This is a genomic window from Streptomyces sp. NPDC004539 (genome assembly GCF_040610055.1).
GTDB lineage: Bacteria > Actinomycetota > Actinomycetes > Streptomycetales > Streptomycetaceae > Streptomyces.
The window spans coordinates 14973-37520 of sequence record NZ_JBEXLS010000024.1 but is presented as its reverse complement, the minus strand read 5'-3'; the positions used below and the strand labels follow the sequence as shown (position 1 = coordinate 37520).

Here is a 22548-nt window from a genome sequence, read left to right as displayed (position 1 = left end):
TCGCGCGAAAGGGGCCGGAAATCGACGTACTCACGGCCTGCACGCCGACAGCGGGACTTCGGGGTGGCTCAGCTGGTGCCCTCGTTGGTCGAGTCCGGGTCGACACCCATGGTGATGGAGGCGACGACGCCCTTGGCGATGTTGTTCTTGTTGTACTTCAGCTTGAGGAGACCGCCGGTCGTCCCGCTCTGGTCGTAGATGGTGTCCTCGGTGAGGGTCGTACGGGTCGTCGTACTCGTGGAGTACGGGTCGACGGACTCCGTCAGGACGACCGTGTCCTCGTCGAAGAAGAACTGGCCGGTGTGGCAGGTGTTGCCGCCCTCGTAACCGGCGTCCGTCCACTCGCCGTTGACGTGCACCTTGGTGTGGATGTGGACGCAGCGGCCCTGGTACCAGCCGGGGAAGATCGTCTTGAAGGTGACGTTGCCCTGCTTGTCCGTACGCCAGGTCCCCCGCAGGTAGCGGGTGTCGCTGGTCGGCTCCTCGTGGCCGCCGCCACCGCCGCCGCCCGTGGGGGGCTCGCCGGTGGGGGTGCCGGTGGGCGCGTCGGTCGGGGGCTCGCCCGTGGGGGCGTCGGTCGGCGGGGTGCCGCCGCCACCGCCCTGGGAGAAGGACTCGTACCCGGAGTACAGGCCGAGCGCGTCGCAGTGCCAGACGTCGACGGCCGCGTTCGGGACCGGCTTGCAGGTCTCGGAGTCGATCACCTTGAGCTGGAGGGTCAGCGGGATGCCCGCCTTGTCCTCGATGATGTTCTGGCGCAGCTTGTCGGCGTCGATGTAGTAGGGGCCCTCGGTGGTCTCCGAGGTGAGCTTGTAGCAGACCGTGCCGGCGGAGGCGGAGGCCGACGCGCCGGTCTTCCTGTTCGCGCCGACGCCGTTCGCGGCGGTGCCCTTGCCCGGCTCGCTGGCGTTCGCGCTCATGGCCAGCGCGGTCGCGCCGCCGACCGCGGCGACGGCGGCGCCGCCCGCGACGACGACCTTACGGCGCGTCAAGTTCCTTTTGTGTTTGGGGCCTTGGGGGTTCTCGGTGTTCTCGGTGCTCTCGTTTCCCGTCATGGCAAGGAAGGTAGGTAAGAAGGCTGTCATGATCGTGGGCCCAGGCTGTGCGTAGCTTAGAAAGCTGAAAAGGGCCGGAGATCACCATGGATCTCCGGCCCCCTACGGGTCGTACGGGTACTACTTCGGCTGCGGCTTCCTGATGTTCAGGTGCAGCTCCCGCAGCCGCGTCTCCTCCAGCTCGGTCGGCGCGCCCATCATCAGGTCCTGGGCGTTGCCGTTGAGCGGGAAGGCGATGGTCTCGCGGATGTTGGGCTCGTCGGCCAGCAGCATGACGATGCGGTCGACGCCGGGGGCGATGCCACCGTGCGGCGGGGCGCCGAAGCGCAGGGCGCGCAGCATGCCGGCGAACTCGCGCTCGACGGTCTCGCTGTCGTAGCCCGCGATGTTGAACGCCTTGAGCATGATGTCGGGCTCGTGGTTACGGATCGCGCCGGACGACAGCTCGACGCCGTTGCAGACGATGTCGTACTGCCAGGCCAGGATGTCCAGCGGGTCCTGGTTCTCCAGCGCGTCCATCCCGCCCTGCGGCATGGAGAACGGGTTGTGCGAGAAGTCGATCTTGCCGGTCTCCTCGTCCTTCTCGTACATCGGGAAGTCGACGATCCAGCAGAACCGGAAGACGTTCTCCTCGAAGTGCCCGGCGCGCTTGGCGGCCTCGACCCGGACCGCGCCCATGATCTTGGAGACCTCGTCGAACTCACCGGCGCCGAAGAAGATCGCGTGCCCGGCGGTGAGCGAGAGCCGCTTCGTCAGCTCGGCGACGTTCTCCTCGGTGAGGAACTTCGCGATCGGGCCGGACAGCGTGCCGTCCTCGCCGACGCGCACCCACGCCAGGCCCTTCGCGCCGAGCGAGACGGCGAAGTCGCCGAGCTGGTCGAAGAACTTGCGCGGCTGGTCCTGGACGGCCGGCACCGGCAGCGCGCGGACGTGCTTCCCGGCGAACGCCTTGAACTCGGAGCCCTCGAACACGTCGGTGATGTCGACGAGTTCGAGCTGGGCGCGCAGGTCGGGCTTGTCGGAGCCGTACTTCAGCATCGACTCGCGGAACGGGATGCGCGGGAACGGCGAGGTGACCTCACGACCGCCGCCGAACTCGGTGAACAGCTCGGTCATGAGCTTCTCGATCGGCTGGAAGACGTCCTCCTGCTCGACGAAGCTCATCTCGACGTCGAGCTGGTAGAACTCGCCGGGCGAGCGGTCGGCGCGGGCGTCCTCGTCGCGGAAGCAGGGCGCGATCTGGAAGTAGCGGTCGAACCCGGAGATCATCAGCAGCTGCTTGAACTGCTGCGGCGCCTGCGGGAGCGCGTAGAAGCGGCCCGGGTGCAGACGGGAGGGGACCACGAAGTCGCGCGCGCCCTCGGGGGAGGTCGCGGTGAGGATCGGGGTGGCCATCTCGTTGAAGCCGAGGGCGACCATCTTGTGCCGGATCGCGGAGATCACGGCCGTCCGCAGCATGATGTTGCGGTGCATGCGCTCGCGGCGCAGGTCGAGGAAGCGGTATTCGAGGCGGCGCTCCTCGTTGACGCCGTCCTCGGCATTGATGGTGAAGGGGAGCGGCTGGGCGGCGCCGAGCAGCTCGACCTCGGAGACCTCGACCTCGATCTCGCCGGTGGGGAGGTCGGGGTTCACGTTCTCTGTTCCACGTGAAACAACGCGGCCGTCGACGCGGACGGTCGACTCCTTGGTGACCTTGTCGAGGGCGTCGTAGGCGGCGGTGCCGGGCCGGGCGACGAGCTGCGTGATGCCGTGGTGGTCGCGCAGATCGATGAAGAGGATGCCGCCCAGGTCGCGACGATTGTGCAGCCAGCCGCTCAGCCGGACGTCGGCGGCGACGTCAGAGGCGCGGAGCTGGCCGCAGGTGTGGGACCTGTACCGGTGCATCGTCGGGTGTTCCTCTTCATTCGTGGTCTGCCGAGGTGGCTCTCCTCGACGGGGCGGGCCAGAGTGCCCGGGCCCGTCAAGGGTACCGGCCGCCCGGAAATCGCCTCTCCTGATATCCGGGGCGCAGCGGCGGTCGTGCGACATCACTGGCGTCCGAGCCGGGAATCTTCTTAAAGTAGGGCAATGCGCACTGGTGAGCCCCTGCCCGCGGTGGAGCAGGTCCTTGCCGCTCTCTCGACCGGCGTCTGGCACTGGTCCACGGCGTCCGGACTGGTCACGGTCGACGCCGAGGCCGCCCGGCTGCTCGGGCTGCCCGCCGAGGAAACGGTTCTCACCGAGGCGCAGACCCGGGCCCGACTGCACCCCGTCGACTGGAACGAGATCACCGGGGTGATCCAGCTCGCGGTCGCGGAGCAGACGCTCGCGGAGGTCCGTATCCGGATCATGGACGACCAGGGGCGGGTCGTACGGGTCGTACGGAGCCGCTCGAAGCCGTCGTTCGATCCGGTGAAGCGCGCGTACGAGCTGATCGGCACCCTCCAGGAGGTCACCGAGCCGGCGCCGGGCACCCCGGCGGGGCGGCGGGCGGTGACCGGGGACTGGCGTCGCTCGCGGGAGGCGTTCCTGCTGGACGCGGGGCGGGCGCTGGCGGAGGCGCGGTCTACCGCTGAGGTACTACGGGTAGCGGCAGGGTTGTCGATGCCGGGGTTCACGCCCGACGGGCTCGCGGTCTTCGGGGTGGAGGGCGAGCGGCTGACGGTCATCGGCCACCACGGGCAGCAGCCCGGCGAGGAGGCGCCGTTCACCCAGCTCTCGGTGCGGACGGACTATCCCGCCGCGGAGGTGGTACGTACGGGGCGTGCCGTGTACCTCTCCTCCCCCGAGAGGTACCAGGAGCGCTACCCCCTGACCTGGCCGCTCGCCGCCCACTTCGGCCGCCGGTCCTGGGCCTTCCTGCCGCTGACCGTCGCCGGGCGGACGATGGGGGCGTGGATGGCCGCGTTCACCTACCCCGTCGCGTTCACGCCGGACGAGCGCTCGGTCCTGACGACCGTCGCCCGCATGCTCGCCCAGGCCCTGAGCCGGGCCGGCGCCGCCGAGACCCAGCGCGAACTGACGGACGGCCTCCAGCGCTCGATGCTCCCGACCCTGGGCGAGATACCCGGGATGACCCTGGCCGCGCGCTACATCCCGACCGGGGGTGGCCTTCAGGTAGGGGGTGACTGGTACGACATGATCCCGCTGCCGCGCGGCGGGTTCGCGCTCGTCATCGGGGACGTCCAGGGCCACGACGTACGCGCCGCCGGTCTCATGGGCCAGCTGCGGATAGCTCTCAGGGCCTACGCCTCCGAGGGGCACCGCCCCGACGCGGTCCTCTCCCGGGCGTCCCGCTTCTTCTACGGCCTCACCCATACGGACGAGTCCCCGCGCTTCGCCACCTGCTTCTATGTCGAGGTCGACCCGGAGACCGGCGTCCTGGAGACGGCCCGCGCCGGCCATCTCGACCCGACGATCCGCATGCCGGACGGCACGGTCCTGCTCCGCTCGACGACGGGCGGGCTTCCCCTGGGGATCGACCCCGACACCGACTACCCGACGTCCCGGATCACCCTGGACCCCGGCGAGACCCTGCTGCTCTGCACGGACGGCCTGCTGGAGACCGGCGGGCACGACCTGGACACGGGCTGGAAGCGCATCCGGGAGACCCTCGAAACCCACCGGGGCACGCTGGAGGATCTGGCCGACTCCCTGGTCCAGACGGTCCTCGGCCCCTCCTCCCACCACACCACGGGCCCCCTCGCCGACCGCCGCGAGGACGACGTCGCCCTCGTCCTCCTCTCCCGCGCCCCCGACACCCCCCGCACCCCCGCCCGGCCCCGGCGCACGGTCCTCTCGATCGCCCAGTCCGAGCCGGAACGCGTCGCCGACGCCCGGCACCAGCTCCGCGACCTCCTCCACGACTGGCCCTCCCCCGACCAGCTCGACTCCGCCGTCCTGCTCCTCTCCGAACTCCTCACCAACGTCCTCGTCCACACCGACGCCGACGCGCTCCTCCTCGCGGAGATCACCGGCACCCCCGGCGTCCGCCGCCTCCGCGTCGAGGTCACCGACACGAGCGACGACCTCCCCCACAAACGCCGCCCCGGCGAACTCGCCTCCTCCGGCCGGGGGTTGGTCCTCATGGACCTCCTCGCCGACAACTGGGGGGTCGACCCTCGGGGCGAGGGCAAGAGCATCTGGTTCGAGCTGTTCGAGCCGAGGGCCTGACGCGCCGCAAGAGAACGGCCCCGCCCGGCGAAGTGCCGTGCGGGGCCGTTCTGTTGACGACTGATCAGGAACTGACGGCCGATCAGGAACCTTGCGGTCAGATCCCGTTCTCGGTCATCCCGTGGACCGCCGGCACCGTCCCCAGCCGCCCCTTCTGGAAGTCCTCGAACGCCTGCTGGAGTTCGGCCTTGGTGTTCATGACGAAGGGGCCGTAGTGGGCCATGGGCTCGCGGATGGGACGGCCGCCGAGGAGGACGATGTCGAGGTCGGGGGTGTGGGAGTCCTGGGACTCGTCGGCGCGGACCGTGAGGGAGGTGCCGGTGCCGAAGACGGCGGTCTGGCCCAGGTGGATGGGGCGGCGTTCGGCGCCGACGGAGCCGCGGCCCGCCATGACGTACGCGAGGCCGTTGAAGTCCTCGCGCCACGGCAGGGTGATCTCGGCGCCCGGCGCGAGGGTCGCGTGGATCATCGTGATCGGGGTGTGGGTCGCGCCGGGGCCCTGGTGGCCGTCCAGCTCACCCGCGATGACGCGCAGCAGCGCGCCCCCGTCGGGGGAGGTGAGCAGCTGGACGCTGCCGCCGCGGATGTCCTGATACTTCGGAGCCATCATCTTGTCGCGCGCCGGGAGGTTCACCCACAGCTGGAGGCCGTGGAAGAGTCCGCCGGACATGACGAGCGACTCCGGCGGCGCCTCGATGTGCAGGAGGCCCGAGCCCGCCGTCATCCACTGGGTGTCGCCGTTGGTGATGGTCCCGCCGCCGCCCTGGCTGTCCTGGTGGTCGAAGATCCCGTCGACGATGTAGGTGACGGTCTCGAAGCCGCGGTGCGGGTGCCACGGGGTGCCCTTGGGCTCCCCGGGCGCGTACTCCACCTCACCCATCTGGTCCATCATGATGAACGGGTCGAGATGGCGGTAGTTGATCCCCGCGAACGCCCGGCGCACCGGGAAGCCCTCACCCTCGTAACCGCTCGGCGCGGTCGTGACGGCGAGTACGGGACGCGCGACGGCATCGGCCGGCGCGGTGACACGGGGGAGCGTCAACGGGTTCTCGACGGTCACTGCGGGCATGTCGGTTCCTCCTCGGACGCCGTACGGCACAACGCCGTACCGCAACGTCTCACGACGATTTTAGTTGAACGGTGAACTTTCTGCCACCCCTCCGAACAGCGGACGGGCGGCGCGCATTCCCGGGCCCCCTCAGGTACTACGGGGACCGCTCGCGGGTACTACGGGGACTCCCCCGGGGGCTACCCGTAGCACCGCGGGGCGCCATGGGAACGAGCAGGCGGGGAGGGGGTTGCCGGGCACGGCGGGCGCCGACGGCGTCGTCCAGAAGTCGATCGTGTATCGCGCGCAGGTGTGTTACGGTTCCTGTGTTGCAGTTGCGGTACCCATGAACCTATGTGCGCCCGACGGGATTGCTTCCATCGGGCGCATTATTCGTTTTCCGGCATCTCCGGATGGGGCCTCTGCTCTACCTGAAGGAGATCGTCATGGCACTCGGAACCGTCAAGTGGTTCAACTCGGAAAAGGGCTTCGGCTTCATCGAGCAGGACGGCGGCGGCCCCGACGTCTTCGCCCACTACTCGAACATCCAGTCCCAGGGCTTCCGTGAGCTCCAGGAGGGCCAGCGCGTGTCCTTCGACGTCACGCAGGGCCAGAAGGGCCCGCAGGCGGAGAACATCGTCCCCGCCTGATCGCCGGACGTCTTTCGCTCGCCGGGGTTCGCACCAGCGTTGGTGCGGGCCCCGGTTTGCGCTGTTTCCAGGAAAAGGTGGACCCCCGCATGTCCCGCAGGCCCCAGAAGCCGAACCGTCGCGCCTCGTCGCCCCAGCAGTCCCCCTCGGCGCCGAGGGAGTTCCGGCTGCCGGAGAGCACGACGCCCGCGCTGCCCCCCGTCGCGGACTTCGCGGACCTGGACATGCCGGCCGGGCTGCTGAAGACCCTGACCGCGCAGGGCGTCACCACGCCCTTCCCGATCCAGGCCGCGACGCTCCCCAACTCCCTCGCCGGCCGTGACCTCCTCGGCCGCGGCCGTACCGGCTCCGGCAAGACCCTCGCGTTCGGCCTCGCGGTCCTCGCCCGCACGGCGGGCCTGCGCGCCCAGCCGAAGGCGCCGCTCGCGCTGGTACTAGTACCTACGAGGGAGCTGGCGCAGCAGGTCACCGACGCGCTCTCCCCGTACGCGACGGCCGTGAACCTCCGGATGGCCACCGTGGTAGGGGGTCTGTCCATCACCCGGCAGGCCGACACCCTGCGGCGCGGCGTCGAGGTGGTCGTCGCGAGCCCCGGCCGGCTCAACGACCTCGTCGAGCGCGGCGACTGCGTCCTGGACGACGTCCGCATCACGGTCCTCGACGAGGCCGACCAGATGACCGACATGGGCTTCCTGCCGCAGATCACCAAGCTGATCCAGAAGGTGCGGCCGGACGGACAGCGGATGCTGTTCTCGGCGACCCTCGACCAGAACATCGACCGCCTCGTCCAGCGCTTCCTGAGCGACCCGGTGACGCACTCCGTCGACCCGTCCGCCGGCGCGGTGACGACGATGGAGCACCACGTCCTGCACCTCGCGGACGAGACCGACAAGAAGGCCGTCACCACGCGGATCGCCGCGCGCGACGGCCGCGTCATCCTCTTCCTCGACACCAAGCGCTCCGCCGACCGGCTGGCCAAGCGGCTCCTCGCCGTCGGGGTCCGCGCCGCCGCGCTGCACGGCGGGCGCTCCCAGCCGCAGCGCAACCGCACGCTCGACCAGTTCAAGAACGGGCAGGTCACGACGTTGGTCGCGACGAACGTGGCGGCCCGTGGCATACACATCGACGACCTCGACCTGGTCGTCAACGTCGATCCGCCGACCGACCACAAGGACTACGTCCACCGGGGTGGCCGCACGGCCCGCGCCGGCGGCTCCGGGACCGTCGTCACGCTGGTCCTTCCGGAGCAGAAGCGGGAGGTCACGCGGCTGATGTCGGACGCGGGGATTCGGCCGCGGACGTCCCGGATCGTCTCGACGGACGCCGAGCTGTCCACGATCACGGGGGCGCGGGAGCCGTCGGGGGTCGCGGTGACCATCGAGGTGCCGCAGCCGGTGGCTCCGCAGCGGGGTACGGGTACGGGGTCCGGGTCCGGTGGCTCGTCCCGGCGTCGGCGCCGGGGTGGCGGGGGCGGTGGGGGCGCGGCCTCCGCCGGGGCTCCGGCCGGGGCACCGGGCAAGGGCGAGGGCCGGGGCGGCGAGCGCCGGGGCAGGGGTGGTACGACGTCCCGGAGCGGTACGCCGGCCAGGAGCGGCTCGGCGTCCAGGAGCGGTACGGCGTCGGCGAGCCCGTCGGCCTCGGGTGGCGCGGCGTCCGGCGGGCGGGGGTCCGGCGGGCGTCGGTCCGGGGGTGCGGCGGCTTCGGGTACTACGGGTACGGGTGCCGGTGCCGGTGCCCGCAGGGGTGGCCGGGGTACCGGCGGAGGTACCGGGCAGCGGGGCGGCCGACGGACGTCCACGACCTGAGAGCTACGGGTACGGGCCCCCTACCCGAGAGGTACGGGTACGAGGGGCCCTACGTGAGGGGTACGGGTATGTCAGCCCCGTACCCCTGCGGAGCCACCCTCAGCCGTACATCCTGCGCATCGCGAACTCCACCATCTGCTCGACGGCCTTCGCGTCGAACACCATCCGGTGCTCGCCCTCCATGTCGAGGACGAACCCGTACCCCGTGGGGAGCAGGTCGATGACCTCGGCGCCGGTGATGACGAAGTACTTGGACTCCTTGCCGGCGTAGCGCCGCAGCTCCTTGAGCGAGCTGAACATGGGGATGACCGGCTGCTGGGTGTTGTGCAGCGCGAGGAACCCCGGGGTGTCCCCGCGCGGGCAGTACACCTTCGACGTGGCGAAGATCTGCTGGAAGTCCTCGGCGGCCATCTGCCCGGTGGTGAACGCCCGCACCGCGTCGGACAGCGACGGAGGAGACGGCTCCGGATAGAGGGGCGGCTGCTGACCGTACCCACCGACACCGCCGGGCTGCTGCGGCGGCGCGTACTGCTGCTGAGCGGCGCCCTCGCCCATGGGCTGGCCGTATCCGTACATGCCCCCAGCCTATCGAGAGTCAGCTGGGTCACGGGGTGCGGGCGGCTTTAATACCGGCCATGACGGGGGCGCCGTCGAAAGCCGCCCCGGGTCCGAGGCCGGCCCCGCCGCCGACATGGGGCCGCACCGGTCCAGGTCCCGTCCCGCCCGTTCCGCACCGCCGCCCTCCGCACCGCTGCCCTCCGCACCGGCGGCCTGACCATCGCCACTCCCTCGGCGCCTCTCCGGCCTCGGCCGGCGGCATGCGGTTGCCGATGAGCGGCGTCCACGAGGAGGTCACCGGGCCGAGCGGGCCGATCCGCGGCTCCGAGCAGGTCACGCGCACCGCCACCGGCCGGGTGACCGGCTGCCGGGTACGTACGGCGCGATCCCTGGGGCGAATTTCGGGCCGCCACGAGAACGACGCGGAGAGCCGCCTCGCCCTCCACCGTCGGCGTATGCCGCCCAAACCGACAGCCACTTGACAGCCCCTGGCCTGGCATCGGGGCGCCGGGCGCTCGTAGCGTCTGACTGAGCAGGCAACGGGCCAGGGAGAGGGGCGGTCATGGAGCGGGACCATGTCGGGGACGAGGTACATGAGCACGACCGGGGATTGTCGTACGACCTTCCCGTGCTCGCCCGGCGGCGGATGATCCGGCTGATGGCGGGGGTGGGGCTGGTGCCGCTCGTGGGGTGCAGTGCGGAGGGGGAGGACTCACCGGCGGCATCGGGCTCTTCGGGCTCTTCGGGTTCGTCGGGCTCTTCGGGGGGCCCGGCGGCCAGTGGTGCCGGTGACGGCGAGTGTGCCGTGATTCCCGAGGAGACCGCTGGGCCCTATCCGGGGGACGGGTCGAACGGGGTGAATGTGCTCAAGGAGAGCGGTGTCGTCAGGAGCGACATCCGGGCGAGTTTCGGGGATTCGGCGGGCGGTACCGCGGAAGGCGTACCTCTCAAGGTCACCCTGACCGTCGTCGAGGCCGATTCGGGGTGCGGGACGCCGAAGCAGGGGGCGGCCGTCTATCTGTGGCAGGCCGACCGGGCCGGGGACTACTCCCTGTACACCGAGGGGGTGACGGACGAGAACTACCTGAGAGGGGTCCAGGAGACGGACGAGAAGGGGCAGGTCACCTTCACCAGCATCTTTCCCGGCTGCTACCCGGGCCGCTGGCCGCACATCCACTTCGAGGTGTACGGGTCTCTCAGGGACGCCACAGCCGCGACGGCGATCACGAACACCTCGCAGCTCGCCTTCCCGAAGGACGTCTGCGACACGGTCTACGCGACCGAGGGGTACGAGTCGAGCGGCCCCAACCTGGCCCGGCTCACCCTGGAGTCGGACATGGTCTTCCGGGACGGGTACGACCGGCAGCTGGCGGCGACGGAGGGGAGCCCGGCGGCCGGTTACACGGCCACGCTGACGGTCGCGGTGTGAACCGTCACAGATGACCGGTCGGGGTTGCGGCTTATTACCGGCGGGTAGCATCATCGTAGCTACTTGTTGGTACGTGAAACCACTGCGCGAGGAACACAGTGCCTCGCCGATCTCTTGACGGAGCCATCACCATGGGGCACTACAAGTCGAACCTCCGCGACATCGAGTTCAACCTCTTCGAAGTACTCGGCCGCGACAAGCTGTACGGCACGGGCCTGTTCGAGGAGATGGACACGGACACCGCGAAAAGCATCCTGGAGGAGCTGACGCGGCTGTCCGAGAACGAGCTGGCGGAGTCCTTCACGGACGCCGACCGCAACCCCCCGGTCTTCGACCCGCAGACCAACACCGCGCCGGTCACTCCGTCCTTCAAGAAGTCGTACAAGGCGTTCATGGACTCCGAGTACTGGCGGCTCGGCCTGCCGGAGGAGATCGGCGGGACCACCGCGCCGCCGTCCCTGATCTGGGCGTACGCGGAGCTGATCCTCGGCGCGAACCCGGCCGTGTGGATGTACTCCTCCGGACCGGCGTTCGCCCGCATCCTCTTCGAGGAGGGCACCGAGGAGCAGAAGAAATGGGCGGCGATCGCGGTCGAGAAGACCTGGGGCTCCACCATGGTGCTGACCGAGCCGGACGCCGGTTCGGACGTCGGCGCGGGTCGTACCAAAGCGGTACAGCAGGAGGACGGCTCCTGGCACATCGAGGGCGTGAAGCGGTTCATCACCTCGGGTGAGCACGACATGGAGGAGAACATCCTCCACTACGTCCTCGCCCGCCCCGAGGGCGCCGGACCCGGTACCAAGGGACTGTCCCTCTTCCTGGTCCCCAAGTACCTCTTCGACTTCGAGACCGGCGAGCTGGGCGAGCGCAACGGCGCCTACGCGACGAACGTCGAGCACAAGATGGGCCTCAAGGCGTCCAACACCTGCGAGATGACGTTCGGCGACCGCCACCCCGCCAAGGGCTGGCTGATCGGCGACAAGCACGACGGCATCCGCCAGATGTTCCGCATCATCGAGTTCGCCCGCATGATGGTCGGCACGAAGGCGATCTCCACCCTCTCCACCGGCTACCTCAACGCGCTGGAGTACGCCAAGGAGCGCGTCCAGGGCACCGACCTCGCGGCGTTCGGCGACAAGGCCGCGCCCAAGGTCACCATCACCCACCACCCCGACGTCCGCCGCTCCCTGCTCACCCAGAAGGCGTACGCCGAGGGTATGAGGGCGCTGGTCCTGCACACCGCCTCCGTCCAGGACGCGATCGCGGTCAAGGAAGCGGCCGGCGAGGACGCGAAGGCCGAGCACGCGCTCAACGACCTGCTCCTGCCGATCGTCAAGGGCTACGGGTCGGAGAAGGGCTACGAACAGCTCGCGCAGTCGCTCCAGACGTTCGGCGGCTCCGGGTTCCTCCAGGAGTACCCGATCGAGCAGTACATCCGGGACGCGAAGATCGATACCCTCTACGAGGGCACGACCGCGATCCAGGGCCAGGACTTCTTCTTCCGCAAGATCGTCCGCAACCAGGGCGCCGCGCTGAACGGCCTCGCCGAGGACATCAAGAAGTTCCTCGCGCTCGGCACGGGCGGCGAGGAACTCGCCGGTGCGCGTGAGCAGTTGGCGAAGGCGGCCGTCGAGCTGGAGGCGATCGTCGGGCTCATGCTGACCGACCTCGCGGCCACCGAGCAGGACGTCAAGAACATCTACAAGGTGGGCCTCAACACGACCCGCCTGCTCCTCGCCTCCGGTGATGTCATCGTCGGCTACCTCCTCCTCAGGGGCGCCGCGATCGCCACCGAGAAGCTGGAGACCGCCTCCGCCAAGGACGTGCCCTTCTACACCGGCAAGATCGCCGCCGCGAAGTTCTTCGCCTCGACGGTCCTGCCGGGCGTGACGCTCGCCCGCAAGGTCGCCTCCGGGGTCGACCTGGACGTGATGGAGCTGGACGAGGCGGCGTTCTAGTACCCGTAGTACTCACGCGAGTACCCCGGTAAGTCCTCAGGTGGGGCCCGTTTCCGTCGTCCGGAAGCGGGCCCCAGCCCCTTTCCGGGCGAACGCCGCGCCCTGCGCATCCTCATCAAAACAAAAGGTAATTTAGCTCCCTATTTCCCTTTTGTTAATCATGCTATTGTGCGGAATCGTCATTCGCGAAAACGAGCGATGTGAATATTCCGCGAATTAAGCGTGAAGGGTTTACTGTGCACAAGTACATAAAGGTGGCGGCCGGCGTAATGGCGCTCGCAGCCTTGACGCCGACCGCCGCATCCGCAGCGCCCGGCAGCCCGGAGGACGCCAAGGTCATATGCACACCGGACGGCGACGGGCCGATCGCACACCTCCTGGCCCGGCACCTCGAGAAAGACATATACGAGGCCCTGAAGAGCCGCGCCAGCGTGGCGTCGGTCGCGCTCTACGACCGCAGGACCGGCATCGAGTGCGCATACGACGAGAACCGGCAGCAGGACTCGGCGAGCGTGATAAAGACCGCCATCCTGGGTGCACTGCTCTTCCAGAGCAACGGCCCTCTGACCAGTGAGGACGATGCCCTCGCCCGGAAGATGATCACCGTCTCGGACAATACCTCGGCCACGACTCTCTGGAAAAAGCTTTCCGACCTGACGAATCCGTCCGCCCCGAATCCCGTCAAGATCCAGGAATTCCTCGACGCGGTGGGAATGAGCGACACCGTCCTCGACAAGGAGGGCTTCTGGGGTCTCAGCCAGGTCACCGCAGCGGATCAGCTCAAACTCCTGAAGGCGTTCACCGACAACGGTGAACACGGAACGCCGGTGCTCTCCCCGGAGGCCCGCGCCTACGCGCTGGACCTCATGAATCACGTCCAGAGCGACCAGCGCTGGGGAACGCCGGCGGGAGCCCCCCAGAACGCTGTCGTCCATGTCAAGAACGGCTGGCTCCGGCGCTCCAACAACCCTGATGTGGACCCCTACGACAGGCTTGACTGGAAAGTCAACAGCATGGCCGCGTTCACCGGTGACGACTACGACTACGGGCTTGTCGTCCTCACCGAGAACAACAGGGTCGCTGACGGCCAACCGGCCGAATCCGGGTGGACCTACGGGATAAACACCATCGAAGGGGTCGCCCACGCGGTCCACCACGATCTGTACCCGGCGGAGTCGTCCTTCCGTAGCCTCAAGCCCAGTCCGCAGAGCCTGGTCAAGCAGTTCAAGTTGCAGCCTCAGCAGCCCCGATGAGGTGGATGAGGGCGGTCTGAGACGTCGACGCCCTGTCTAGCCGGCCACCGTGCGCCCGGCGTTGTCGACACCGCGCCGGGCGCGCGGCGGCCGGCCGCATGGCTCCGGGCTGCTTCGACTCGTCGTCCGTGGCGACGGGACGGCCGAAGGGCGATTCCTTCCCGGCACGGTCTCCTTCATGATCGCCCGCCCGCACGCCGCTCCCCAACTGGTGCGACCGGCGGGCCTGTTGACTCAGCCGTCGGACGAACATCCCACCCCGACCGGTGTCGAGACGCTGACCGAGTGGCCCCCCGGTTCGTCGCCCGACTCGCCGTGCCCGGCGCCCAGTACATCGGCATGAGCACGGACAGCGGCCCTCTCCCTCCTGCCCGACGGCGACGGCAGGTTCCGGGTGCGGCAGGGCGGCCCGGCATGGAGTCTTCCCGCCTGACGGGCTCTCACCTCGCTGTTTCCGTTGTTTCCAAACGGCGTACAGATGACCGGTGTTGGTGCTAGCGTGCGCTGCACAACATCAAAAAGATGGCCCCGTCAGGGCTCGGAGTGTTAGCAGCACTCCGCTGACGGGGCCGTGACGACACTCACCCACTAAGGAAATGTCGCCGTGCGCAACTTTACCGCGCGCGCCATCTCGGCGTGCCTGCGTACCCTGCTCCAACTCCTTCTCCCCGCCTCCGGCAGGCGCCGCGCCCCGCAGCCCCTGGCCGTTCCCACCCCGGCCGAGCCGCACGTCAGCCCCTGGTCCCGGCCGTGGACCAGCCCCAGCAAGGCCGAGGCCGCCGCGTTCTTCCGGCAGCAGGCCGAACGGGACCTCCAGTACGAACGCCGCCAGGCAGCCGCGTACGCGACCCTCGGCGTGGACTACCCGTACACCTACGAAGGCGCCCCCTTCGGCATGGACGACTTCGTCCAGCCGACGCCGAGCAGCGTGCCGAGCAGCGGTGCACGCATGACCCGCGAGGCCCTCACCAGCGACGTCATGCCCTTCGGCGCGGTCTGCTGTCACTGCCGACGGTGGACCGGCGTCCCCGTGCCCTGCCGACACCTCGGTGGAATCACCCTCCACGCCTGCCCCGACTGCGTCCTCACGGCCGAGACGGGGCCCACGGCGAACGAGCCGATCCACAACTCCCCGCCCCAGCAACGGCGTTCGGCATAGCCGCGATGGGGAAGCCTTGCCGCGCCGGGTTGGGCGGTGGAGCTTCCCCTGTGAGCGTCAGCCTTGAGGCTCTCCATGAAGGAGGTGAACGCGGCGGCGGAGATGCCGAGTACGGGGACGGTGGTGCCCTGGGTGGCAATGTTCAGCGCGACCTCGGCACAGTCACCGCCGTTGTTGCTGTGCGAGGACTTGACCCGGCGAAGGGAAACTTCGGTAGTCACGGTGTGCCCTTTCGAACCTGTCTGATCACGGCCACGGACTCTGCCTGGGACAGCGCTTCGGCCTGTAGTTGATGGAAGGCCGTCGATGTCGCTGCCACAGCGGGGGTTGTCGGCGAACTCGATCAGGCTGTCGAGCTGAGCGCCCATGACCTCAGGGCCTCCGATGGGGCGCCGGATGCAACTCTCGTCGAGGACCACGAACATCATCGGCGGTCGGGAGCGCTCGAACAGCGCCTTCTGCCGCCGCAGCAGGAACGAGAACCGCTCATCAGCTTCTCGAAGCGTTCCCCGGTGCCCGACACCGTGTCAGCGGCCCTCGCAAACTGCAAGGTTGGCCACTTGCGACCAGTTTCAATCGCCGAGATATGTGACCCCGAGTACTTCATGGGCCCCGCCAAGTCCTCCTGTCGCCAGCCCTGCGCCTACCGCATGCTACGGAAACGCTCCGAACCCCGCTTGGGGCGAGGCGTCCGGATTCAGCTCCTTACGGTTCACCAAGTTGCTTGCCCCCTTTCCGACGAGAGAATCCCCCACCCGTTCCGGACGTCGGCGCGGTCCTGGTCGACAGGCAGGGCACGGTCGGTGAGTTCCATGCCGCCGCGTACGGGTTCTGGTCGCTGCGGCCGGTCGCCGGCGGGGTCGAGCGGACCGTGGAGCCCGGGTCGGCCGAGCCGGCGAGTGCGGAGGAGCGGATGCGGACGAAGGTCGCCGTCGCGAACGAACGGACCGAGCGGCGGGGGAAGTTGGGGTGAACGGGATGGACTGGGAGCGGAAGGCGATCGCCCTCGCCGAACCGGGCGCCCGCGCCGAGGGGTTGCCGACGTCGTCGTCGACGATGCCGAGTCTCGTCGTCCAGATGCTGCGGCACGGGCGGCTCGGGCAGGGGCTGTCGGTGCTGGACCTCGGGACGGGGGCGGGCGGGCTCGCCGTGTACGCCTGTCGGTGGCTCGGGGACCGGTGCGTGACGAGTCTCGACGTCGACCCCTATCTCGTCCGCGTCGCCGGGGAGCGGCTCGCGGAACTGGGGCGACATCCGGCGATGCTGACGGCGGACGCGACCGAGCACGTGCCCGGTGTGTACGACAGGATCGTCTCCACGGTCGCGCTCTCGCCTGGTCCTTCGACTCCGGCCCGTACTGCGGGCGTTGGAGCCGGGCGGGCGGCTCGTGACCACGCTCGCACGGACGTCCCTCGTCGTCACCGGGTGGAGGAACGTGGCCGGGGACGCCGTCGGGCGGGTCAAAAAGGGCATGGCGGGCTTCATGTCGACCCGGTCCGACGACAACTTCCCCGCGGGACAGGCCGAGTTGCTCGCGCCGGCCCGCACGGAGGAGGGGGAGCATCGCGGCATCGGGCGCTGTCCCGTCGTCGATGTCTCGGAGGCGTGGGAGGTGCGGTCGATGCTGGAGGTCACCACGCCGGGTGTCGAACTCGCCTATGAGACCGACGGGTTGACCCGTACCGCCTTCCTCGTCCACCCCGACGGTTCCTGGGCCCGCGCCACCGCCGAGGGGCTCGACGCACCGGACGTCCACGAGGGTGGACCCCGGCGGCTGTGGCTGGCCCTCGAACGCATCCGGAACCGGCTCAACGCCGAGGGCGGACTGCCGTTGCTCGGCGCGGACCTCCGGATCACGCCGGACGGGGTGTGCCATCTGTCGCGGGGACGGTGGCAGGCGACCATGGGCGAGGATCAGTGACGTCCGGGGCCCGTGCCCCTTCCCTCGCCGTGCGAGTACTTTGCCGGTTTTTTGCTTGTGTTCAAATATGGCTCTACTGTCACTGTCGACCACTTACTTTGCTTTATGTCTGTACTTGAGAAGAGTTCGCAGTGACATTTCCACGACGCGCGCTGTGCCTGAACCTGCTGTCCGGCGCGCTCGTGCTGGGACTGCTGGGCGCCGCCGGCCCCGCCCTGGCCGATGCCCCGGCGCCGACCGGCACAGACCGGGCGAAAGCGGTCCAGTTGTGGGAGACGGGCGGGCCGGGAGTCAAGGAAGGCGCGGAGGCCGCGCTCGTCGGGGGTGACGACGCCGTCCGGGCGTTCCTGGCCCAAGCTGCCAACCTGTCGTACCAGGACGACCGGGTGGCCGTCAGCCGGCTCTACAACACCGGCGGCGCCGCTCTCCGGGAGGCTGTCCGCAACGCCCTCAAGAGCGATTCGCCGGACAGGGTCCGGGCGTTCCTCAAGGACGGATGGAAGGCGCCGCTGGAACAGGACCAGCGGGTCCAGGTCTCGCAGATCATCAACGCGGGCGGGCCCGGGGTCCGGAAGGCGGGCCGGGCCGCGCTCGACAGCGGCTCGCCCGACAAGATCCGGGACTTCCTCACCACCGGGCAGTTCGAGCAGCGTCAGCAGGACGAACGCGTCCAGGTCGCCCAGCTCCTCAAGGGTGCGGGCGCGAACGTGGGGGCCGCGGCCCAGATCGCGATGGACGGCTCGGCGGCGGACGTCCGGCAGTTCCTCCAGGTCGGCCGGTACACGGCCCACGCCCACGACCAGGAACGCGCCACCATCACGCGGCTGGACGCCCAGGCGGCGAGGTCGGGCAAGGCCGCCGCGGTGGCGGCCCGCGCCGGAAAGGCCCCCGCGGCGAAGAAGGCCGCCGACGCGGCCGGCGCGGCCGTCACCGAGGCCAAGAAGGTCCACGACCTCGCCGTCCGCACCGACGCCGGGAAGCTGGCCGCGCGGACCGACGAGGCCCTCACCCGCGCCAGGGCCCTCGCGGCCCAGGCGGACAAGCTGGCCGCCGGCGAACAGGCCGCCGTCCAGGCGGCCGAGGCCCTCCGGACCCAGGCGGACGCCCTCGCCGCACAGGCCGCCGAGCCCGGCGCCGACCCGGCGAAGATCGCGCCCGAAGGCCGCGCCGTGGCCCTCGCGACCGCGAAGACCGGCCGCTCCCAGAGCCGTTCCGCCGCCCTCGCGGCCCTGTCCGGCAGCGACACCGACATCACCGCCTACGCCCGCACCGGCCGCGCGGACGCCGATGCCCGGGACGACCGGGCGGACGTCGAACACCTCGCGGAAACCGCGAGCGCTCCCGAGGTCCGCGCTGCCGCCACGAGGGCTCTTCAGGGCGACGGCACCGCGGTGAAAGCGTTTCTGACGGAGGGCCGGTACGAGGTGGTGAAGCAGCGGCTGCGCGTGCTCGTCGCCCAGGCCGCGACCGGCGCGGGTCCGATCGAGAAGGCAGCCGTCCGCAGGGCACTGAACGCCGACACCGCCGAAGCCCTGCACCGGTTCCTCACCACCGACGGGCCCCTCGCCCGCACCCAGGACGAACGCGTCCACGCCGCCCAGCTCCTCGGCAGCCCCGGCGCCGAGCTGCGAGCCGCCGCGCGCGTCGCCCTGGACGGCCCCGACGACCTGCTCCGCGCCTTCATCGCGACCGGCCAGTTCCAGGCCCGCCGCCAGGACCAGCTCACCGCCACCCACACGGCCCAGATCCAGCAGCTCATCACCCACGCCACCGGGATCGCCGCGACGGCCCGGAAGGACGTGGCATCGGCGGCCAAGACTCGGCCGAAGCCGCCGGTCAAGCGGGGCTGAGCGGGGCGGGACACGGATCACCGTTTCGTGCGCGGGGGCGTCCCGTCGAACGGTGTGGGACCCGTAATACCTCGGGGATACTCCCCCGTAATACCGAGACCGACTCCCCGTCCCTCCCCTAGTTAAAGTGACCCCATGACCCAACCCACCCGCTTCGACCGCGGCCACACCGACGACCTCAAGTCATTCCTGACGGCAAGCCCCACGCCGTACCACGCCGTGGCCACCGCAGCGGACCGGTTGGAGAAGGCCGGGTTCCGGCAGCTCGCCGAGACCGAGGCGTGGGACGGGGCGACCGGGGGCGTGTACGTGCTGCGGGGCGGGGCGATCGTCGCCTGGTACGTCCCTCAGGGCGCGAGCCCGCACACGCCGTTCCGGATCGTCGGGGCGCACACCGACTCCCCGAACCTGCGCGTCAAACCCCTCCCGGACACCGGCGCGCACGGCTGGCGCCAGGTCGCCGTCGAGATCTACGGCGGTCCGCTGCTCAACTCGTGGCTGGACCGGGACCTCGGGATCGCCGGACGGCTCACCCTGCGCGACGGGTCGAGCCGGCTCGTCAATGTGAGCCGCCCGCTGCTGCGGGTCCCCCAACTCGCCATCCACCTCGACCGGTCGGTCACCGCGGAGGGCCTGAAGCTGGACAAGCAGCGGCACTTGCAGCCGGTGTGGGGTCTCGGGGACGCCCGCGAGGGCGACTTGATCGCCTTCCTGGAGGAGGAAGCGGGTCTCGCGCCGGGCGAGGTCACCGGCTGGGACCTGATGACCCACTCCGTGGAGCCGCCCGCCTACCTCGGCCGCGACGAGGAGTTCCTCGCCGGTCCCCGGATGGACAACCTCCTCTCGGTGCACGCGGCGACCGCCGCGCTCGCCGCCGTCGCGACCCACGTCGGCGACGAACTCCCCTACATCCCGGTCTTCGTGGCGTTCGACCACGAGGAGAACGGCTCGCAGTCCGACACCGGCGCGGACGGCCCGCTGCTCGGCGGCGTCCTGGAGCGCTCGGTGTTCGCGCGCGGCGGCTCGTACGAGGACCGCGCCCGCGCCTTCGCCGGGACCGTCTGTCTCTCCTCCGACACCGGGCACGCCGTGCACCCCAACTACGCGGAGCGGCACGACCCGACGCACCACCCCCGGATCAACGGCGGCCCGATCCTCAAGGTGAACGTCAACAACCGGTACGCCACGGACGGTTCGGGGCGCGCGGTGTTCGCCGCCGCCTGCGAGAAGGCGGGCGTGCCGTTCCAGTCGTTCGTGTCGAACAACTCGATGCCGTGCGGTACGACGATCGGGCCGATCACCGCCGCCCGGCACGGCATCCGGACCGTCGACATCGGCGCGGCGATCCTCTCCATGCACAGCGCCCGCGAACTCTGCGGCGCCGACGACCCGTTCCTCCTCGCGAACTCGCTGGCCGCGTTCCTGGAGGGCTGAGGAGGATCAGCGGGCCGAGCAGTACGTGAGGGGTAGCTCCGAGGTACGTCGTACCAGGGGGCTACCCCTCACGTTCTAGCTCTCAAGGGCTACCCCCCAAGTACTCCCCCTCACTGCTCCCGGCAGGCCCGAGCCGCGTCCCGGAACCACAGGGCGCTCGCCTTCGGCGTCCGGCGCTGCGTCTCGTAGTCCACGTGCACGATCCCGAACCGCTTCTCGTACCCGTACGCCCACTCGAAGTTGTCCATCAGCGACCAGCAGAAGTACCCCCGGACGTCCGCCCCGGCCGCCCGCGCGAGCCCTATCGCGGCGAGGTGGTCGGCGAGATACGCGGTGCGGTCGCTGTCCTGAATGTGTCCCGTCGCGTCGACAGGGGAGTCGCTGTCGTCGAACGCGGCGCCGTTCTCGGTGATGTACAGCGGCAGCGCGGGGTACTCATGGCTGATCCGGGTGAGGAGGGCGGTCAGCCCTTCCGGATAGATCTCCCACGGCATGGCGGTGGCGGGCCGCCCGGTCTGCGGGACGCCCTCGTAGCCGTGCGGCTCGTCGGTCGCGCGGACCACGTCGCGGAAGTAGTAGTTCACCCCGAGGAAGTCCAGCGGCTGCGCGATCGTCTTCAGGTCGCCGTCCCGCACCGGGAGTTGCGCGTCCTGCCGGGCCAGGTCGGTGAGCAGGTCGGCCGGGTAGCGGCCCAGCAGCACCGGGTCGAGGTAGATCCGCGCCCCGATCGCGTCCGCGCGGCGTGCCGCCTCGATGTCCTCGGGGGCGTCCGAGGCGGGGTGGGCCACCAACGGGTTGAGGGTGATGCCGACTTGGGCGTCCGGCACGGCCTCGCGGATCTGCTGGACGGCGAGGCCGTGGCCCAGCAGGAGGTGGTGGGCCGCCTTCGTGAAGTCGGGGAAACTCCGCCTGCCCGGCGCGTGGTTGCCGAAGTAGTAGCCCAACATAGCTGAGCAGAAAGGCTCGTTGAGGGTGATCCAGTGCTTCACCCGGTCGCCGAGCGCCTGCGCGACCATCCCCGCGTACTCGGCGAAGCGGTACGCCGTCTCCCGCTCGGGCCAGCCGCCCGTGTCCTCCAGCGCCTGCGGCAGGTCCCAGTGGTACAGGGTCGCCCAGGGCGTGATGCCCTTGGCGAGGAGCTCGTCCACCAGACGGTCGTAGAAGGCGACCCCCGCCGCGTTCGCCGGACCGCTTCCGCCGGGCTGGATGCGTGGCCAGGCGACCGAGAACCGGTAGGCGTCCAGGCCGAGTTGGGAGAGCAGCGCCACGTCCTCGGGCATCCGGTGGTAGTGGTCGCAGGCCACGTCCCCGGTGTCGCCCGCGGCCACCTTCCCGGGGGTGTGGCTGAAGGTGTCCCAGACGGACGGCTGCCGCCCGTCCTCGGCGACGGCCCCCTCGATCTGGTACGCGGCCGTGGCCGCCCCCCAGACGAAGTCGGCCGGCAGCCCTCGCACCGCCTCGCTCCCCACGGGCTCCGTGCTCGTAGCGGTCATCCGTTCCGCCTCCCTGACGACGGTACGACGCACGGCGTACGGGGCCTTCCGCTTACGGCGTCCCTCACCCCGAAGTCGTACCGCATACGACGTACGCACCCCCATGTGGGAGCGCTCCCAAGCAGGCTTACCCAATCCCTCACCCCTGTCAAGCGCCGCCGTTTTCCGGACAATCGGGCGGCTCGGGCAACCGGACGCAACGGACCGGTTGACAGGGGCGGGCCGTCCCCGGAAGTGTCTTGGGAGCGCTCCCAAATGACCTGTCCCACTCCTCGGTCCCACTCAAGAACGACCACGAACGACCACGAACGATCGCCTGCCTCCGATCCGTCCTTCGGCCGTCGCACCGGAAAGTGACCGCACGTATGCGCAGCTCCGTTCCGTCCGGGCCCTTGCCGGGAACCCCGTTCGCGAGGCACGATCTCGGTCTGGCGGGCCGGTTCCGTCGGCGCCCGGTCCGTCCGTCCGACCGTCGAGTCGCCCTGGGGATAGGCGTTTCGTCACCCCTCGTGGTCGGTCTCGATCCCACCACCGTGTGCGATCCGGTCCGCCCCGGACGCGTCCGCCGCCGGGTCCCACAACACGGACGGATCGGGCAAGGCCGTGCCGTCCGGCTCGCCCATGAACTGGCCGAATCCGGTGTGTTCGCGGTGATCCTCGCCGGGGGTGGGGAGTCGTTGCCGCGGCGGGCCGTCGGGCGGATCGTCGAGGCGCCGCGCGAGGCGGGGATCGGGCTCGGGTTCGTCACCGACGGCACCCTGCTCCACCGCCGTCCCGGTCGGC

The 22548-nt window shown here is 70.0% G+C and carries 18 protein-coding genes and 2 pseudogenes; 13 read left to right on the top strand and 7 right to left on the bottom strand.

What is annotated here, in order from left to right; translation table 11 throughout:
* Window positions 1-68: 68 nt before the first annotated feature.
* Window positions 69-1055 carry an intradiol ring-cleavage dioxygenase gene (locus ABZX85_RS37210; RefSeq protein ID WP_355879069.1) on the bottom strand — a complete coding sequence of 329 codons (987 nt, stop codon included), beginning with the start codon at window positions 1053-1055 and terminating at the stop codon, window positions 69-71.
* Window positions 1056-1175: 120 nt separating this feature from the next.
* Entirely contained in the window at window positions 1176-2939 is a 1764-nt protein-coding gene (aspS, locus tag ABZX85_RS37205) for an aspartate--tRNA ligase (RefSeq protein ID WP_355879066.1), read from the bottom strand.
* Window positions 2940-3122: 183 nt separating this feature from the next.
* Between aspS and ABZX85_RS37200 the strand changes: the two genes are divergently transcribed.
* The gene (locus tag ABZX85_RS37200; protein WP_355879063.1) at window positions 3123-5207 is read left to right on the top strand and encodes a SpoIIE family protein phosphatase; all 2085 of its coding nucleotides are present in this window, start codon (window positions 3123-3125) and stop codon (window positions 5205-5207) included.
* A 97-nt stretch (window positions 5208-5304) separates the two neighbouring features.
* On the opposite strand, the gene ABZX85_RS37195 is transcribed toward ABZX85_RS37200, so the two are convergent.
* Complete coding sequence (locus tag ABZX85_RS37195; protein ID WP_355879060.1) at window positions 5305-6276, bottom strand: pirin family protein; 972 nt, start codon at window positions 6274-6276, stop codon at window positions 5305-5307.
* A gap of 425 nt (window positions 6277-6701) precedes the next feature.
* Between ABZX85_RS37195 and ABZX85_RS37190 the strand changes: the two genes are divergently transcribed.
* Both ABZX85_RS37190 and ABZX85_RS37185 read left to right on the top strand, forming a co-directional pair.
* A complete protein-coding gene (locus ABZX85_RS37190) occupies window positions 6702-6905 on the top strand; it encodes a cold-shock protein (RefSeq protein WP_355879057.1) in 204 nt (67 codons plus the stop codon).
* A gap of 89 nt (window positions 6906-6994) precedes the next feature.
* The gene (locus ABZX85_RS37185; RefSeq protein WP_355879055.1) at window positions 6995-8710 is read left to right on the top strand and encodes a DEAD/DEAH box helicase; all 1716 of its coding nucleotides are present in this window, start codon (window positions 6995-6997) and stop codon (window positions 8708-8710) included.
* A 99-nt stretch (window positions 8711-8809) separates the two neighbouring features.
* Here ABZX85_RS37185 and ABZX85_RS37180 read toward each other — a convergent pair whose 3' ends face one another.
* On the bottom strand, window positions 8810-9286 hold the full coding sequence (locus ABZX85_RS37180) for an SseB family protein (protein ID WP_050371310.1): 477 nt from the start codon (window positions 9284-9286) through the stop codon (window positions 8810-8812).
* A 254-nt stretch (window positions 9287-9540) separates the two neighbouring features.
* Between ABZX85_RS37180 and ABZX85_RS37175 the strand changes: the two genes are divergently transcribed.
* The 5 genes from ABZX85_RS37175 to ABZX85_RS37155 all read left to right on the top strand — a co-directional run bounded on the left by ABZX85_RS37175 (window position 9541) and on the right by ABZX85_RS37155 (window position 15067).
* A complete protein-coding gene (locus ABZX85_RS37175) occupies window positions 9541-9750 on the top strand; it encodes a hypothetical protein (protein ID WP_355879051.1) in 210 nt (69 codons plus the stop codon).
* Between the two features lie 80 nt (window positions 9751-9830).
* The gene (locus ABZX85_RS37170; RefSeq protein WP_355879048.1) at window positions 9831-10697 is read left to right on the top strand and encodes an intradiol ring-cleavage dioxygenase; all 867 of its coding nucleotides are present in this window, start codon (window positions 9831-9833) and stop codon (window positions 10695-10697) included.
* A 131-nt stretch (window positions 10698-10828) separates the two neighbouring features.
* Window positions 10829-12655, top strand: a complete 1827-nt coding sequence (locus tag ABZX85_RS37165) for an acyl-CoA dehydrogenase (protein ID WP_355879045.1) — start codon at window positions 10829-10831, stop codon at window positions 12653-12655.
* Window positions 12656-12891: 236 nt separating this feature from the next.
* Window positions 12892-13908 (top strand): serine hydrolase, encoded by a 1017-nt coding sequence (locus ABZX85_RS37160; protein ID WP_355879042.1) that lies wholly within the window; start codon window positions 12892-12894, stop codon window positions 13906-13908.
* 604 nt (window positions 13909-14512) lie between these two features.
* Window positions 14513-15067, top strand: coding sequence for a hypothetical protein (locus ABZX85_RS37155; protein WP_355879039.1), 555 nt, complete (start codon window positions 14513-14515; stop codon window positions 15065-15067).
* Between the two features lie 217 nt (window positions 15068-15284).
* Here the strand turns inward: ABZX85_RS37155 and ABZX85_RS37150 are convergent.
* Window positions 15285-15786: pseudogene (locus ABZX85_RS37150) on the bottom strand (Scr1 family TA system antitoxin-like transcriptional regulator).
* A gap of 5 nt (window positions 15787-15791) precedes the next feature.
* Here ABZX85_RS37150 and ABZX85_RS37145 point away from each other — a divergent pair.
* From ABZX85_RS37145 to ABZX85_RS37125, 5 genes and pseudogenes are all read left to right on the top strand, one after another.
* A complete protein-coding gene (locus ABZX85_RS37145; protein WP_355879037.1) occupies window positions 15792-16040 on the top strand; it encodes a hypothetical protein in 249 nt (82 codons plus the stop codon).
* A gap of 5 nt (window positions 16041-16045) precedes the next feature.
* Window positions 16046-16333 (top strand): annotated as a pseudogene (locus ABZX85_RS37140) (50S ribosomal protein L11 methyltransferase); the annotation flags it as partial.
* Between the two features lie 121 nt (window positions 16334-16454).
* On the top strand, window positions 16455-16988 hold the full coding sequence (locus tag ABZX85_RS37135; RefSeq protein ID WP_355879455.1) for a hypothetical protein: 534 nt from the start codon (window positions 16455-16457) through the stop codon (window positions 16986-16988).
* A 131-nt stretch (window positions 16989-17119) separates the two neighbouring features.
* Window positions 17120-18838: an ALF repeat-containing protein gene (locus ABZX85_RS37130; RefSeq protein ID WP_355879034.1), complete on the top strand. Its 1719-nt coding sequence runs from the start codon at window positions 17120-17122 to the stop codon at window positions 18836-18838.
* 135 nt (window positions 18839-18973) lie between these two features.
* Window positions 18974-20272: a M18 family aminopeptidase gene (locus ABZX85_RS37125; RefSeq protein WP_355879031.1), complete on the top strand. Its 1299-nt coding sequence runs from the start codon at window positions 18974-18976 to the stop codon at window positions 20270-20272.
* Between the two features lie 110 nt (window positions 20273-20382).
* Here the strand turns inward: ABZX85_RS37125 and ABZX85_RS37120 are convergent, their stop codons facing one another.
* Complete coding sequence (locus ABZX85_RS37120) at window positions 20383-21765, bottom strand: GH1 family beta-glucosidase (protein WP_355879029.1); 1383 nt, start codon at window positions 21763-21765, stop codon at window positions 20383-20385.
* Between the two features lie 500 nt (window positions 21766-22265).
* Window positions 22266-22532 (bottom strand): hypothetical protein, encoded by a 267-nt coding sequence (locus tag ABZX85_RS37115; protein ID WP_355879026.1) that lies wholly within the window; start codon window positions 22530-22532, stop codon window positions 22266-22268.
* Between the last annotated feature and the right edge of the window lie 16 nt (window positions 22533-22548).